This is a genomic window from Arthrobacter glacialis (genome assembly GCF_002909445.1).
GTDB lineage: Bacteria > Actinomycetota > Actinomycetes > Actinomycetales > Micrococcaceae > Specibacter > Specibacter glacialis.
Map to the genome: position 1 here is coordinate 42,577 of NZ_PPXC01000003.1, position 14,995 is coordinate 57,571.

Sequence of the window (14,995 nt, forward strand, 5' to 3'; positions counted from 1 at the left end):
CCCTGGGCAGGATGCCGCGGGCCCGGGAGCCGCCTAAAGTGGTGTGAGTGATTATGCATTCCATCTACGACTGGTTCCGGCGGCACCGCTTTGCCGTGGACTTTGTCCTCATGGCAGTGCTCTGGCTGGTGGCGATGCCCCTCAGCGTGATGGACGGCGGATACTCAAACTCCACGAGCGATGTAGTGGTAGCCGGGATCTTCGCCACGGCCCTCATAGTGCCACTTGCCTGGCGCCGGACCCGCACGGTCATGGCCGGCATCATCGTCGCCGTGGTGGCCATTACCCAGTGGGCACTGCATGTCCAGCCCATGCCAGCAGACATTGCGGTGCCGCTGATTGTCTATGCCCTGGCAGCCTTTGGCCCGCGCTGGGCCAGTTTGGGTGGGCTCGGACTGGCCATGGTGGGTGCCGTCATGCTGGTCACCCGCTACTTTTACAACCTCACCTCCACCTCCCTGGCCGACCTGCCGTACGGGGCCGTGCTCATTCTGGTGGTCTGGGTCCTGGTGCTGTTCAGCTGGACAGCCGGGGATCTGACACGCACCAAGCGCCTGCGCGAACAAGCCCTCGAGGACCGCGCCCACCGCCTGGAGATTGAGGCCCAGCATGAGCGCGAGCTGGCCGCCAGTGATGAACGCGCCCACATTGCCCGCGAAATGCATGACATTGTGGCCCATTCCCTCTCCGTCATCATCACCCAGGCCGACGGCGCCCGGTACGCTGCCGTGGCCAACCCGGACATTGCCCCGGCCACCCTGGCCACGATTGCCGAGACCGGCAGGTCCTCGCTGCAGGAGATGCGCCGCCTGCTGGGCGTTTTGCGTGGCGATGCCGCAGCCTCCATGCGCCCCCTGCCCGGCCTGGCTGACCTGGATGAGCTGCTGCTGGGCATCCGCGCCGCCGGCCTCCCGGTGGCCTATGAGGTCAAGGGCGAATCGCGGCGACCGCTGCCGGCGGGCGCCGAGCTGACCGCGTACCGCATGGTCCAGGAGGGGCTCACCAATGTCATGAAACATGCCGGGCCCAAGGTGATGGCCACCGTGACACTGGTGTGGAGCGCCCGCGGCCTGGACGTGTCGGTGACAGACGACGGCAGGGGTGCATCGGCGTCGTTCGCTGACACCGGCCCCATCCCCGTGTACGACGGCGGGCCCTCCGCCGTTGCGGACCCTCGCGACTGCGGCGGGAACGGCCTGCGCGGCATGGCCGAGCGCGTGAAACTCTACGATGGAACCCTCACCGCCGGGCCTGTTGCCGGCGGCGGCTTCGCCATCACAGCCTTTATCCCCTACACGGAGACCTAACATGACTTCCAACCCCATCCGCGTCGCCCTGGTCGATGACCAGCAACTGGTCCGTTCCGGCCTTGGCATGCTCATCAATTCCCAGGCTGACCTGAACGTGGTCCTCCAAGCCGGGAACGGGATCCAGGCCTTGAGCGCCCTCTCCGCCACAGCAGCCGACGTGGTGCTCATGGATGTCCGCATGCCGGGGATGGATGGGATTGAGACCACCCGCCGGCTCATGGAGCGCATCAAGGCCGCACCGGCCGGTTCGTGGCTGGCCGAGCTGAAGATTGTGGTGCTCACTACCTTCGACCTGGATGAGTACGCGCTGGCAGCCATTCAGGCGGGTGCCAGCGGTTTCCTGCTTAAGGATGCCCCGCCGGAGGAACTCCTGGGTGCGATTCGTACGGTATTTGCCGGGGATGCCGTGATTGCCCCCTCCACCACGCGCCGCCTGCTGGACCATGTGGCCCCCATGCTGTCGGCGCCGAGCCCGGCCAATGACGCCCATTCGGCGGCCGTTGCCAGCCTGACAGGCCGCGAGCATGAGGTGTTTGTGCTCATTGCCAATGGCCTGTCGAACCCGGAAATCGCCATCGAGCTCTTTGTGTCCGAGGCGACTGTCAAGACCCATGTGGGCCACATTCTGGCCAAACTCAGCGCTCGCGACCGGGTCCAGGTGGTGGTGATTGCCTACGAGACGGGCATCGTCACCCCGCGCTAGCACTTCACAGCGGGCGCACGCCCTCGCCGGCGTGCCAAACTGGCCGACTTCACGCCGAGGGCGTGCCTAACGAGTGAGGGCCCATGAAATTTCATATGTCCCCACCGGTTTGGCACGCCGTCGGCACATGACCGGACGGCCATGTCCACGTGCGTGAGGTGGACGAGGAAGGCGCGAAACGCCGTCGTGCCAGAAAAGTGCTAGCCTTTCACGGCCCCTGCGGTCAGGCCTTGGACGATGAACTTGCTGGCGAAGGCAAAGATCACCAGTGTGGGCACCACCGTCAGCACGGCCGCGGCGGACATGGAACCCCAGTCAATGTTGAAGCTGGAGATGAAACCTGCCAACGCCGTGGGGATGGTCTTGTTCTCGTCACTGTTCATCAGCGTCACCGACAGGAACAACTCGTTCCAGCAGTTGACGAAGTTGAAGATGAAACTTGCCGCGATGCCGGGCATCATGACCGGAACCAGCACCCTAAAGAGGGCGCTGAGCCGGGAGCAACCATCGATCATGGCCGCCTCTTCAAGGGCGTCGGGGACGTTTTCAAAGAAGCCGCGCAGCATGATGGTGCAGAACGGGATGCAGATGGCGATGTACACCAGAATCAAACCGGTCTTTGAATCGACCAGGTTGAAGTTGGTCATCATCATGTACAGCGGTCCCAGGGCGATGAAGCCCGGGATCATCTGGGTCAGCAGAAACGCCGCCAGAACCCAGCCGCGGCCGGAAAACTGGAACCGCGCCAACACGTACGCAGAGAGCAGGGAGATGAGCGTCGCCACGGTGGCTGCCACGGTTGCCACCAGCAGGCTGTTAAGCATGTACACGCCAAAATCGGACTTCGTGAACAGGCCAATGTAGTTCTCAAAGGACAGTTCCTTGGGCCAGTAGTCCAGGGGCAGCGAATAGATGGTGCCGGGCGCTTTCAGGGACGTGACAACAATCCAGTACAGCGGGAAAATCGTCACAATCAGGCAGAGCCCTAAGAAGATGATCTTGCTGGTGCGGGCCAGGGCCGTTTCTTTGTTGATCATCGGTTTGCCTTTCGGGGACGCACGGCCATCAGGTAGAACGCGGCAAACAGCATCAAGGTGAAGACCACTATCAAGCCCAGTGCCGAGGCCTGGCCGTAATCGCCTTCCTGCGTAATTTTGATCATGTAAGTGGTGATGATGTGGGTCTGATCAGCAGGTCCGCCGCCGGTCATGGCCCAGATGATGTCCGGGAAATTGAAGATCCAGATGATGCGCAGCAGGATGGTCAGCCCCAGTGTCACGGAGATGGCTGGCAAGGTGATGCTGAAGAACGTGCGGATCTTGCCGGCGCCGTCAATGGCTGCCGCCTCATACATTTCATCCGAGACTGACTGCAGGGCGGCCAGGATCATGATGGCGAAGAAGGTGACGCCGTACCAAATGTTGGCCACAATGATGGCCGTCATGGCAAAGCCGGGTTCGGCCAGCCACGGGATGGGTGTGTCAATGATGCCCACCTTCATCAGCAGGTCGTTGACCACACCAAATTCGGCATTGAACATCCAGCGGAACAACATGCCAATCAGGAACCCTGACACGGCCCACGGGAAGAAGATGAACGCCTGGTAGGCGCCACGGAACTTGAACTTGCGTTTGAGGAACAGTGCCAGGGCGAAGCCGATAACCACCTGCGGCACCAACGACCCAACCACCCAGACCACAGTGTTGCGGACAATGGTGCCAAACTCCGGGTTTTCAAACAGGGCAATGAAGTTGCCCCAGCCCACCCAGGAGGTGTCCGATAAGTCGTTGAGGTTCCAGTTGCGGAACGCCATCTGGCTGCCGGAGATCATCGGATAGTAGGTGAAGATTCCTACAAAAATGGCTGCCGGTGCCATGAACGCCAGCAACGTCAAGGCGGTTCTGGCGTTGAAGCGCTTCTTCCGGTGATAGTTCGTGTGCGGTGCCGGTGGTGCGCCGGCCGGTTTTGACCCGCGCACCACCTCCTGCCTTGTTTTGAGTGCCACGAGTGACTAGCCCGCCATCTTTTCGGTCCAGTAGCTGTCCCAGCTGGTCAGCAGCTCCTGGGTGGTCATCTTGCCGGTCAGCACCCGCTGCAGTTCGCCGTCGGACTTCTTGATCCATTCGGTCCACCAAGCAACGCCGCGGGGCTGGACGGCTGAGATGTAGGTGTCCGGGTTCTCCGTCATGGTGACGTAGGCAGCCCAGGGGCCTTCGCTGTAGAACGGGTCCTTGGCTGCGGCCTTGAGGATGGGCACCAGGGAGTTGTCCTTGCTGAACTGGGTTGCGGGCTCGCCCTGGGACAGGTACTTGATGAGCTTAATAGCCTCGGGCTTGGCAGTGCTGGCCTCGGCGATGCCCCAGCCTGCCGTGGCGACCGGCTGGATGGCCTTGCCGGTGGGTCCTGTCAGCAGCGGCGCAACACTCCACTGATCGGCCTTGATGGACTTGGATTCCTTGATGGTGGCAATCACCTCAGGATCCTGCAGCAGGAATGCTGTGGAACCGTTGCTGAAACCCTGGACCATTTCCGGGTAGCCCCAGGCAACTGACGACGGCGGGGACCCCTTCTTGAAGATCTCCAAGTAGTCGTCCATGGCCTGCTGCGCCTCGGGGGCGGAGAAGATGGTTTTCCCGTTGCTCAGCTTGAACGCATTCTCCTTGTCGATCTGATCAGCCGTGTAGGCCTCGATCACGGCGACGGCGTTGGAGTTGGCGTTAGTTCCGCCACGGAAGGCGTAACCGAACTTGTTGGCGTCCGGCTGGTTGAGCTTTTCCGACTGCTTGAGCAGGTCCGACCAGCTGGCGGGAGGTCCGGAGAAACCGGCTTCCTTGACCAAATCGGTGCGGTAGAACAGGGACAGGCCGTAGAAGCCGTAGGGGATGTAGTAGGTCTTGCCGTCCTGCTTGGAATAGTTGACGGCGTTGTCGGTCAGGTTTTCCCAGCCCTCCCAGCCCTTCAGATCGGCACTCATGTCGTACAGCCACTTGTTGGCACCAAAGGAGCCCACGGTGATATCTCGTGCCTCAACCACGTCAACGCCCTTGCCGGACTGGAGCATCTGCTGGATCTTCTGATCGGCGGAGTCCGTTGGCGGTGAAATCAAGTCAACCTTGATGTCGGGATTGGCCTTTTCAAATCCCGTCAACAGGGTCTTGAGGGTTTCGGTGCGTGTGGGGTTGGTCAGGCTCTCCACCATCTTGAGGGTGACCTTGCCATCGGCAGAATTGCTATTCCCGCCTCCTCCACAACCCGAAAGGGCCAGGACGGCAGCGACACCCAGTGCGGCTATGGTTGTGATTTTGGATTTCATTGGTGACCTTTCAAAGCAGTGAGTCGGGGAAGAAAGTTACTGGCTGTTAGCGGAGCTTTGCCAGCCGGAGCAGTTCGGGGACGGCCCGTTCGACAAAGCCGTCGTAGTCGGCCGGGGTGTTGTACAGGTGCGAGGACAGCCTGAGGTAGCCGGCTCCGCCGAAGGTGGTGATGGCGGTTTCAAAATGAAGGTTCGCTGAAATCCAGCCCCGCACGGCGTGGGAATCCTCGTGCGTGGTGGCTAGGCCCTGGGGCAGGCGGACCAGCCGCAAGTGCCCCACCGGCATGCCGACGTCGACCGACGCATCGGCGCCCGTCCCGGCGGTAAGGGCCTCCCCCACAACTCCCTGACCATAGTCGGCCAGCGCGGTTGCGTAGTTGCGGCACGCATCCCAGCCGTAGCGGGTCTCGATGGTCTCAAATGATGTGCTTGCGGCCATCCATGAGGTGATGTCCTGGGTGCCCACATGGTCAAAGCTTTCGGGGAACTGGTGAGGGAAGCCCCAGGAGTCGATCAACGGGTGCAGGTGTTTGCGCAAGGGCCCGCGCGCCACCACTGCCGCGGTGCCGCGCGGGGCACAGGCAAACTTGTGCAGATTGCCCACCCAGAAACCTTCAAAGTCGGGAACCGGTTGCGCCAAAGCGCCGGGTGCGTGGGCGCCGTCGACCATCAGGGGAATACCCAAAGCCTTGGCGGCCTTGGCGATTTCGACCACCGGGAAGCTCCGTGCCGTGGCCGAGGTGATCTGGTCAATGACAATGAGTGCAGTGCGCCCGGTGACCTGGGCCATGACAAGTTCAACGACGAGGTTCGCGTCCGCGTCCAGGGGAACTTCCGCGACGGCCACGCGGCCGTTGTGCTTGCGGGCAATGCGCTGGGCACCCTCAAGAACAGCCCCGTAGGTGTGGTCCGTGGTGACGATTTCCGCGCCGTCGGTGAACGGCAGTGAGTTATACACGGCCGTAACACCTGCACTGGCGTTGACCACCAGCGCCAGGTCATCCGCGGGAACCTGCAGAAAATTCGCAATGTCGGGGCGGGTGGCGGCCAGTGCCGCGGCCTGGCCCATGAACCAGGTGCAGGGGTTCTCATCCATGCGGGCCCGCAACTGCTGCGCCTTGTCCTGGGCCGCGCGGGGCACGGCGCCGTAGGAACCGTGGTTGAGATGAACTTTGTCCGCGCCAAGGCTCCAATCTGAGATTGCCGGCTTCCCCTCGGGGGTCAGCAAGGCAGCGGGGGCGGTGAGGAGAGAAGAAGCCACGGAGTACTTTCTGTTGGCGGCAGGTGGTTGGTGTTCAGTAAGCTATCTCACATTTGAGGCCAAGACAAGAGATGAGTCAAAAAATTCATCTGATGACTTAGTCAATCTGATGGATGTTTCTGCGTTGTTTCTAGATAATTACACTAAGAGATCTGAGGACTTTGGGAAATCATATGATGAATCTGTACAGTGAGGCCTGTGTGCGACTAAAGTGACAACAGTGATCGAGGAGTGCCAATGAGCGCAGTGGAAACCGCCATGCACGGCCTGCGGGCGAAGATTGCCTCCGGCGAACTCGCCCCCGGCCAGAAATGCCCCCCGGAAGGTGAACTCGCAGCCCAGCTGGGCGTGTCAAGAAGTTCCTTGCGTGAGGCCATCAGGGCCATGTCCGCCCTGGGGGTCATGGAGGCCCGGCACGGTTCAGGGACCTATGTCTCGTCCCTCGAGCCGGCGGAGATCCTCAAGGGCTTTGCCCTTCTGGTGGACCTTTTCCCGTTTGACAGCGTCCTGGAACTCTTTGAAATCCGGCGGGCTCTGGAATCCCACGCCGCGGCCGGGGCTGCCGCGCGGTCAACGCCGGAACTCATGGCCGAGTTGGACGGCCTGGTGGCGCAGATGGAGGCTACCGACAACTCTGCCGACATCTCCGCACTGGATGCCCGCTTCCATGAGGCCATTTGCGAAGCCGGCGGCAATTCCACCCTGACCGGACTCATGGGCCTGTTCCGATCCCGCGGGCGGCACTTCAACATCTTTGACAGCGCCGAAGGGGCAACTGTGCGCGAGGTCAGCAACAAGGGCCACCGCGACATTCTCGAGGCCATCCGCAACAGGGACCCCGCTTCGGCAGCCACCGCCACCGCGGGGCACATTGCCCAGTCGGAATTTTGGCTCAAGAAGTTCCGGCCGGCACCGCAGCTGGACAGCTAGCGCCGTCGCGCCGGAACAGTCGCTGTTGCCCGCTCCACGCTGCGGATAGGGTGAATTTATGGCCAGCGCTTTGAGTATTCGCGACGCGGTGACTGTGCGCATGCACCGACACAGTTTGTGGTCGCCGCTGGCTGCGAGCGCCGGCGCAGTGGTGCACCAGTACGTGGCCATGCAGGCGCAGGAGTACGCGTATGCGTTGTGGGCCACGGCGCAGCGCCGGGCACCCGGGACCGATGGCAACACGGCCGCCGACCTGGCCGCCGCCGTCGACCGTGGCGAGATCCTGCGCACCCACGTGCTGCGCCCCACCTGGCACTTTGTGGCGCCGTCGGATGCCCGGTGGTTGTTGGCCCTGAGCGCCCCCACCATTCACCGGATCAATGACTCGTATTACCGGAAATCCAGCTTGGATGCCGCCACCCTCAATCAGGTTCACGAGGTGCTTGCGGTCGAGCTGGCTGGTGGCCGGCACAGGACCCGGACGCAGTTGCAGGCTGCTTTGGCGGACTCCGGTGTGGAGTCATCCGGGCTGCGGCTGACGTATGCCATGATGCACGCAGAACTGGAGCAAGTCATCATCAGTGGCGCTTCCGTGGGTAAACAGCGCAGCTACGCCCTCTTCGACGAACGGGTTCCGGCCAGCGCTCCCCTGGACAGGGCCGCTGCCTTGAAGCTGTTGGCCGAACGGTACCTTAGCACTCGCGGGCCGGCCAGCGTCAAGGATTTTGCCGTGTGGAGCGGCTTGCGCATGCCCGACGCGCGGGCTGGTGTGGCCGCCGCTGCGGAGGACTCCCCGGGGCGGTTTGAACAGTTTATGCTCGACGGCGTGACCCTCTGGTGGGAGCCGCGCAGCACCGTGCCGCCTGCCCCTGCCCCGCCACGGGTGGATCTGGCCCAGTGCTATGACGAGTACGTGATGTCGTACTTTGAATCCAAGCACTTCCTGTTCACCCCGGCCGGGCAGCGCCTTGAGCCGGCGGCCATGATGTACCACCCGGTTCTCATCGACGGCCTCATGGCTGCAACGTGGAAGCATGTGCTCACGGCTGCGGCAGCGGTCATCCAGCTGGCCCCGCTGCGATCCTTAAGCGCCGCCGAGGTGGCCGCCGTGGAAGACTCCGTTGCGGCCTACGGCTGCTTTCTGGGACTGCCCACTTCCACACAATGGCTGCTGCCCTAGTTGGGGATGCCTAGGCCAGGGACAGAAACAGCTTCTCCAACTTGCCGCTGTCCAGCTGTTCGGAGTCGCCGCTGGCCAGGCACTCCTTCAGGCTTTCGGCGATCAAACCGAAGCCTGCCCGGTCAAGGGCCTTGCTCACCGCAGCCAGCTGCATGACAACGTTTTCGCAGTCCTGCTCCTCCTCCAGCATGCGGATCACCCCGGCCAGTTGGCCGTGGGCGCGGCGCAGCCTGTTGATGACTGGGCGTGAACTCTCCGATGACAACTTCATGATGCTCCTCGTTGCAGGTATATCTCGATTCTACGATACCCCCAGGGGTATGTAAGATGATCATCACTCAATACCCCTAGGGGTATCCAAATGATAAGGAGAAAACCATGTGTCGAGCCACAAGCTGCAAGACCTGCGCCAAGACCACCTGGGCCGGTTGCGGCAACCACGTCGAAGACGTCATGCGCCACATCCCCGCCGCCGCCCGCTGCAACTGTGACAGGACCGCGCCCAGGGAACCCGCATCCGGCGGATGGTTCAGCCGGCTCTTCGCCAAGAAGTAGTTCAGGCCCCGCTCACACATGCAGCCGGTAGAAGCGGAACACTGAGAAGTCCTCGATGGGCAGCCTTTCCACGCGCGAGAATCCGGCCTCGACGGCGTAACGCTCAAGTGTTGCCTGCCGCATGGGCGTCCCCGTGCCCACGGAGCCGGGCGTGGAAAGGCTGTCCGGCAGGCACACCAGGAGGCTGTAACCGTACATGAGCCGTTCCACTTCGTCACCGGCCGGGGCGAAGGTGTCCGCAACGGCCTCGTCCATGACCACCACTGCGCCGTCGGGCTTGATGAAGTTGCGGATGGCGGACAGCACACGGACGGGGAACGGCATGTCATGCAGGGCCTCAAAAATGAACACGGCGTCGCAACTGCCCGGCGCCGCCATATCACCGGCATCGGCGAGCGCGAAGCTGACCCGTCCGGAGCTGCCGCGTTCGCCGGCGTTCTCCCTGGCCCGGCGGATGGAGGGCTCATCAATGTCGACACCCACCACCTCGGCACCCGGGTAGGCGTCGGCCAGTGCCAGCGTGGACCAGCCAAAACCCGCGCCCACATCCATGATCCGGGCGCCGGGCCTGGAGAGGATGGCGTGCAGCTCCGCCGACGCTGCCAGGGCTGCTCCGAGGCGTTGATCGAACCATGGCTTGTTCAGCTCGGCCTGGGATTCCCGGCCGTCGTCGCCCAACTCGGACCAGGCCACTCCCCCACCGTCCCTGTACGCCTGAAGCAAATCGGGGAAATGCCCCACAGCTGTCACCAGCATCCGGGCCACGGGCGCCGTGTACTCCAGGGAATCCTCATCGACCAGCACGGCTGCGGCTCCCGCCGGCAGGGCAAACCGGTAGCTGGGCCCGCCCAGCGGTTCGGCATCCAGCACGGCGGTGAGCAAACCGGCCACGGCCTGCTGTTCCAGCCATTCCTTCGCGTAACGGGGCTGGGTGTTGCTGCGCTGGGCCAGCTCATCCGGGGTGAGTCCCGCGTCCCCGGCACCGGCGAGTGCACGGTACCAGCCCAGGCGATCGCCCAGGGCAATGCTCGCCATTTCAGCAAACCCCAGGGCCGCAGCAACAATCCGGTCCACGTAGGCGGCCGTGCCAGCAGACCCATTCTCCTCGTTCCGGGCTTCGCTCATGGGCCCATTCTCCTCCGCTGGCCCGCTCTGTGGAATGGGAAACGGGGCAGAAAATGGCGGCACCCCGGCGGCAGGCAACTCCGCCCGTGGTAGGAGGGAACGGCGTCGGGCAGGGGGCACATATCCACCCAGGCTCCGATCCGCCCGGCGCAGGGCCGCGCCTAGGCTGGAGCCATGACGATCATTACTGAGAATTCCCAGCGCACCATGGCGGTTCAGGCCCGCGGTCTGCGCAAGACGTACGGCAAGGGTGACACCGAGGTGAGCGCCCTGAAAGGGGTTGACCTGGATTTCCCGGCCGGCCAGTTCACGGCCATCATGGGCCCCTCCGGCTCCGGCAAATCCACCCTCATGCATTGCCTGGCCGGGCTTGATTCGGTGAACTCCGGCACCATCCACTTGGGCGACACCGAGCTGACGGCACTGAACGACAAGGCGCTGACGCAACTGCGCCGTGACCGTATCGGCTTTGTCTTTCAAGCCTTCAATCTGGTCCCCACTCTCACCGCCGAAGCCAACATCACCTTGCCCGTGGCCCTGGCCGGGGGAACCGTGGATGCACAGTGGTTCTCCTTCATCACCACCACACTGGGCCTCACGGACCGGCTCAAACACAAGCCGCACGAGCTCTCCGGCGGCCAGCAGCAGCGCGTTGCCGTGGCCCGCGCGTTACTGACCCGACCCGACGTCATTTTTGGCGACGAGCCCACGGGAAATCTGGATTCGCGGTCCGGCGCCGAGGTGCTGGGCATGCTGCGCCGGTCCTCGCGTGAAATGGGCCAGAGCATCATCATGGTCACCCACGACCCCGTTGCCGCCTCCTATGCCGACCGCGTTGTCCTGATGAACGACGGCGAACTGGTGGGCCAGCTGGAAAACCCCACCGCCGAGTCCGTGCTGGCTTCGCTGGCCTCCCTGGGGGCGTAAACCATGCTGCAAGTAGCCCTGAGTCAGCTCAAGACTCATTCCCGGCGCTTCATAGCCATCACCTTGGCCGTGCTGCTCGCCGTCGCATTCCTGTCTGCCACCTTAATGGTCAACGCCTCCACCAAGGCCTCACTGAAGGCCAGCATTGGACAGGCCTACGCCTCGGCGGATCTGGTGGTTTCCCCGCCCGGGAACAATCCACTTCCGGAGTCGGCGGCAGCCACAGTGGCGGCCTCCGCTGGGGTTGGCGAGTCGTACGCCCAGAGGACGCTTTACATCCAGACTGATCTGGGCAAGTCCTCCATTGGTGCTTCATTCCGCAACGTGTCCGCGTTCCCATCCCTGGAACCCGTCAAGCTCCTGTCCGGAACATGGCCCGGAAATGACCAAGAGGTTGTGGTGGACACCGTCACTGCCGAACGCAACTCGCTGGCAATAGGCGGCAAGACCACGTTGACCGGCCAAGGTACCGGCGAACTCGGTGACGTCAAGAAACCAAGCCTGACGGCCACGATCACGGGCATCACGGCGACCTCCGCTGACCCCCAGTCATCGGGGACTGCCCAATTCGTCGGCACCCCGGCGGCGGTGAATAGCTTAGGCACCCCGGACGACGGCTACCGCACCATCTCGGCAAACCTGAAGGATGGCACATCCATTGCAGAGGCCAAGGCGTCCCTGGCTGCCGCCCTGGACCAGCCCATCGAAACCATCATGACCCCGGATGAGAAGACCACCGAACAGGTGGCGAACTTTACCGGCGGCCAGGACCAGCTGACCATTGTCCTGCTTGCCTTTGCTGGCGTGGCCCTGTTGGTCTCCGCTTTGGTTGTCTCCAACACCTTCTCCGTTTTGGTGGCCCAGCGGACCCGCGAACTGGCACTGCTGCGCTGTGTGGGCGCCAGCCGCAGCCAAGTCCGGAGCTCGGTGATTGTGGAGGCCCTCATTGTCGGCTTCACGGCCTCCGTTCTGGGCGTTCTGGCCGCCACGGGCACCATGGCCCTCGTTTTGACCCTGCTGAGCCAAAACCCGGACTTCAGCTTCGCCACCCTGGCGGTGCCGCCGTCGGCCATTATTGCCGGCATTGTGGTGGGCACCCTGCTCACCGTCCTGGCCGCACTGGTGCCGGCTCGGGCCGCGACCGCCGTAGCGCCACTGGCCGCACTGCGACCCGCTGATGACGCGACGATGCACAACACCGGAGGCCGCATCCGCCTGACCATTGGAGTGGTGCTGATCTTGGCTGGCGGTGTGGGACTGATTGCCGGCGGCATCTCCGCGAACCTGCTGCTGGCGCTCCCCTCCGGCGCGGCGTCATTCATCGGATTCCTGATGGCCGCGACGCTCTTTGTGCCCAAGTTGGTTTCGCTCGCCGGAACCTTGGCCCGACCAGCCGGTGTGCCCGGGAAGATGGCAGCGGCCAACGCCGTGCGTAATCCACGCAGGACCACCGCAACGGCGTCGGCCCTGCTCATTGGCGTCACGCTGGTGACCATGATGATGACGGGCGCAGCAACTGCCCGGCACGCCTTTGATTCCGAGCTCGACGGCACCTACCCGGTGGATCTAGCGGCACAAACGGTCCCCGGCGGGGACGCCATCTCGGAGGCCGATATGGCCACCGCCTCAGCACTTCCCGGTGTGACACACATTGCCCGGCTTGAACTGGTGGGCCTGGTGACGGCCGGGAACACGCAGCTCCCGGCCTACGGAATTTCCGACGCCGATGCCCTCGCCTTGCTGGCAAATCCGGCAAACCGTCCCTCCCGCACTTCCGTGGTACTCCCCAAGGGCACCCCGGGCAGTGCGGGCAGCCTGCTCGCCGGGACGCAGACCACGAACCTGACGGCAACCTCCTCCACGGCCTATGGCATGACTGCTTTGGTTTCCTTGGACGCATTCCACGCGCTGCCGGCGGACGATCCGCTGCATACCCAAATGACGGCACCGCTGTGGATCACGGTTGACCCGGCGTTGGATGCGAATGCGTTGATGGACCTGCGCACCTCCTTGGCGCAGACACTGCACCTAGACGAGAACCAGATCAGCGGGGGTGTCCTGGAAAAGGTCATGTTCAACCAGGTGATCGACATGCTCTTGCTCGTGGTCACGGGTTTGCTGGCCGTGGCGGTGTTCATCGCCTTGATCGGCGTTGCCAACACGCTTTCCCTGTCAGTGCTGGAACGGACCCGGGAAAACTCGCTGTTGCGGGCGCTGGGCCTGACCCGCGGACAGTTGCGGGGCATGCTCGCCATTGAGGCGGTGCTGATTGCTGGGGTGGCGGCCATCATCGGCTCCGTCCTGGGCGCCGTGTATGGCTGGGCTGGTGCCCAATCAGCTCTGGGCAGCTTTGCTGATGTTGCAGCTGTCATCCCGTGGGGCCAAATCCTCGCCGTGGTGCTCGTTGCCGCGGTGGCCGGCTTGCTGGCCTCCGTGATCCCCGCCCGCCGCGCTGCGAAACTCTCCCCCGTTGAGGGACTGGCCATGGACTAATTTCGGTTCCCCCGGCAAAAGGGACGGCGCTTGCGCAAAAAGACGGTGCTCCACGGCCAGCTTTTTACGCAAGCGCCGTCTTTTCTGACTTCGGCAAGGAGCCGAAGTTATCCACAGCCGCAAAAGTGCCTCTTCCGCAGCGCTGGCTGTGGTGAAACCCTGTAGAACATGAGCATGCCACGGCTGATTTTGCCATCCGATTTGGAAAGTGTGGGGCAGGACAGACGCAAACTGGTGGCGTTGTGCAACAAGGGCGAACTCACCAGACTGCGCCGCGGAGTCTATGTCACTGCATCCGACTTCCGGGAACTCCACCCCTTGCAGCAATACGGCCTGAGGGCACTGGCCTTTCAACAACTTGCACCACGGCAACCCGTACTCTGCCATGCCACGGCAGCGCTGTTGTGGGGTTTGTGGATCGTGGGGTCGCCCCAAAGACTTCACGTCATGACGGAGGTGACTCGCGGCGGGCGCACCGAGAATGGCGTGATTCGCCACCGCGGTTCGATGACCGAAGGGGTGGTTCACTGCGGTCCGTTCCAACTCACGGACAAACTCACAACTGTCACGCAATTGATTTTGAGCCTGCCCTTTCCCTACGCTGTGGCGGTGTGTGATTCCAGTCTGCGCGTCCCCAACCGCCAACACATCTACAACCAGTTCACCCAGGCAGATAGGGATCCCCAACCCGGGGAGCCCCGGTGGCAAAGCAACTACCCGCAAGGAACACCATTGGGGCGCGAACAGCTCGCGGCCGCTGCCGATCTACTGCCCAGCAGGGCTGCCAATGTGCGGGCCATGGCCGTCATAAATTTCGCCTCAGCACTCTCCGGCTCTGCCGGAGAGTCGATTAGCCGGGCCAAGATGCACATGTTCGGATTTCCAATACCCGTGCTGCAGAAACACTTCACGCTGCGTGACGGGAGCGACGCCTTTGTCGACTTCTGGTTTGAACAACTCCGCCTCGCTGGGGAGTTCGACGGCAAGGAGAAGTACCTCCGGGCTGGTTGGAGCGGCGGATTGTCCATTCAGGACCGGGTTTTGAAGGAAAAGCAGCGAGAAGACCAGATCCGATCCCAGGACGTCGGATTTGTTCGGTGGACGTGGGCGGAAATGCTGAACCGGGAACGGTTTATCGCCCTGCTCCGTCAGGCCGGCCTTCGGCAAAAATAGTTCACCTGCACAAAAGAGACGGCGT

General features: G+C 63.0%; 14 protein-coding genes. 8 read left to right on the forward strand and 6 right to left on the reverse strand.

Translation table 11 applies throughout. The features are described 5' to 3' along the window. Positions 1 to 53: 53 nt before the first annotated feature. Together CVS27_RS04070 and CVS27_RS04075 are read left to right on the forward strand one after the other, a co-directional pair. Complete coding sequence (locus CVS27_RS04070; protein WP_103464734.1) at positions 54 to 1,307, forward strand: sensor histidine kinase; 1,254 nt, start codon at positions 54 to 56, stop codon at positions 1,305 to 1,307. A 1-nt stretch (position 1,308) separates the two neighbouring features. Continuing rightward, the gene (locus tag CVS27_RS04075) at positions 1,309 to 2,013 is read left to right on the forward strand and encodes a response regulator (protein ID WP_103464472.1); all 705 of its coding nucleotides are present in this window, start codon (positions 1,309 to 1,311) and stop codon (positions 2,011 to 2,013) included. 200 nt (positions 2,014 to 2,213) lie between these two features. Here CVS27_RS04075 and CVS27_RS04080 read toward each other — a convergent pair whose 3' ends face one another. From CVS27_RS04080 to CVS27_RS04095, 4 genes are read right to left on the reverse strand one after another with little or no spacing between them, the layout of a single operon-like run. Beyond that, entirely contained in the window at positions 2,214 to 3,050 is an 837-nt protein-coding gene (locus CVS27_RS04080; RefSeq protein WP_103464473.1) for a carbohydrate ABC transporter permease, read from the reverse strand. Next, complete coding sequence (locus CVS27_RS04085; protein WP_243400050.1) at positions 3,047 to 4,018, reverse strand: carbohydrate ABC transporter permease; 972 nt, start codon at positions 4,016 to 4,018, stop codon at positions 3,047 to 3,049. Before CVS27_RS04085 ends, CVS27_RS04080 begins: the two co-directional genes overlap by 4 nt. A 6-nt stretch (positions 4,019 to 4,024) precedes the next feature. Beyond that, positions 4,025 to 5,326 (reverse strand): ABC transporter substrate-binding protein, encoded by a 1,302-nt coding sequence (locus tag CVS27_RS04090; protein ID WP_103464474.1) that lies wholly within the window; start codon positions 5,324 to 5,326, stop codon positions 4,025 to 4,027. Between the two features lie 46 nt (positions 5,327 to 5,372). Continuing rightward, the gene (locus CVS27_RS04095; protein ID WP_243400051.1) at positions 5,373 to 6,587 is read right to left on the reverse strand and encodes an aminotransferase class V-fold PLP-dependent enzyme; all 1,215 of its coding nucleotides are present in this window, start codon (positions 6,585 to 6,587) and stop codon (positions 5,373 to 5,375) included. Between the two features lie 237 nt (positions 6,588 to 6,824). On the opposite strand from CVS27_RS04095, the gene CVS27_RS04100 reads away from it, so the two are divergent. Further along, a complete protein-coding gene (locus CVS27_RS04100; RefSeq protein ID WP_103464475.1) occupies positions 6,825 to 7,517 on the forward strand; it encodes a FadR/GntR family transcriptional regulator in 693 nt (230 codons plus the stop codon). 58 nt (positions 7,518 to 7,575) lie between these two features. Continuing rightward, a complete protein-coding gene (locus CVS27_RS04105) occupies positions 7,576 to 8,697 on the forward strand; it encodes a winged helix DNA-binding domain-containing protein (protein ID WP_103464476.1) in 1,122 nt (373 codons plus the stop codon). Positions 8,698 to 8,707: 10 nt separating this feature from the next. Here CVS27_RS04105 and CVS27_RS04110 read toward each other — a convergent pair whose 3' ends face one another. Further along, complete coding sequence (locus tag CVS27_RS04110) at positions 8,708 to 8,968, reverse strand: metal-sensitive transcriptional regulator (protein ID WP_103464477.1); 261 nt, start codon at positions 8,966 to 8,968, stop codon at positions 8,708 to 8,710. A gap of 107 nt (positions 8,969 to 9,075) precedes the next feature. Here CVS27_RS04110 and CVS27_RS20720 point away from each other — a divergent pair, with 107 nt between their 5' ends. After that, positions 9,076 to 9,252, forward strand: a complete 177-nt coding sequence (locus CVS27_RS20720; protein ID WP_165788249.1) for a DUF8730 family Cys-rich protein — start codon at positions 9,076 to 9,078, stop codon at positions 9,250 to 9,252. A gap of 12 nt (positions 9,253 to 9,264) precedes the next feature. Here the strand turns inward: CVS27_RS20720 and CVS27_RS04115 are convergent, their stop codons facing one another. Then, on the reverse strand, positions 9,265 to 10,377 hold the full coding sequence (locus CVS27_RS04115; RefSeq protein WP_103464478.1) for a class I SAM-dependent methyltransferase: 1,113 nt from the start codon (positions 10,375 to 10,377) through the stop codon (positions 9,265 to 9,267). A gap of 174 nt (positions 10,378 to 10,551) precedes the next feature. Between CVS27_RS04115 and CVS27_RS04120 the strand changes: the two genes are divergently transcribed. The 3 genes from CVS27_RS04120 to CVS27_RS04130 all read left to right on the forward strand — a co-directional run bounded on the left by CVS27_RS04120 (position 10,552) and on the right by CVS27_RS04130 (position 14,970). Beyond that, complete coding sequence (locus CVS27_RS04120) at positions 10,552 to 11,304, forward strand: ABC transporter ATP-binding protein (protein WP_103464479.1); 753 nt, start codon at positions 10,552 to 10,554, stop codon at positions 11,302 to 11,304. Positions 11,305 to 11,307: 3 nt separating this feature from the next. Further along, complete coding sequence (locus tag CVS27_RS04125; RefSeq protein ID WP_103464480.1) at positions 11,308 to 13,797, forward strand: FtsX-like permease family protein; 2,490 nt, start codon at positions 11,308 to 11,310, stop codon at positions 13,795 to 13,797. Between the two features lie 174 nt (positions 13,798 to 13,971). Then, positions 13,972 to 14,970, forward strand: coding sequence for a type IV toxin-antitoxin system AbiEi family antitoxin domain-containing protein (locus tag CVS27_RS04130; RefSeq protein WP_103464481.1), 999 nt, complete (start codon positions 13,972 to 13,974; stop codon positions 14,968 to 14,970). Positions 14,971 to 14,995 lie beyond the last annotated feature (25 nt).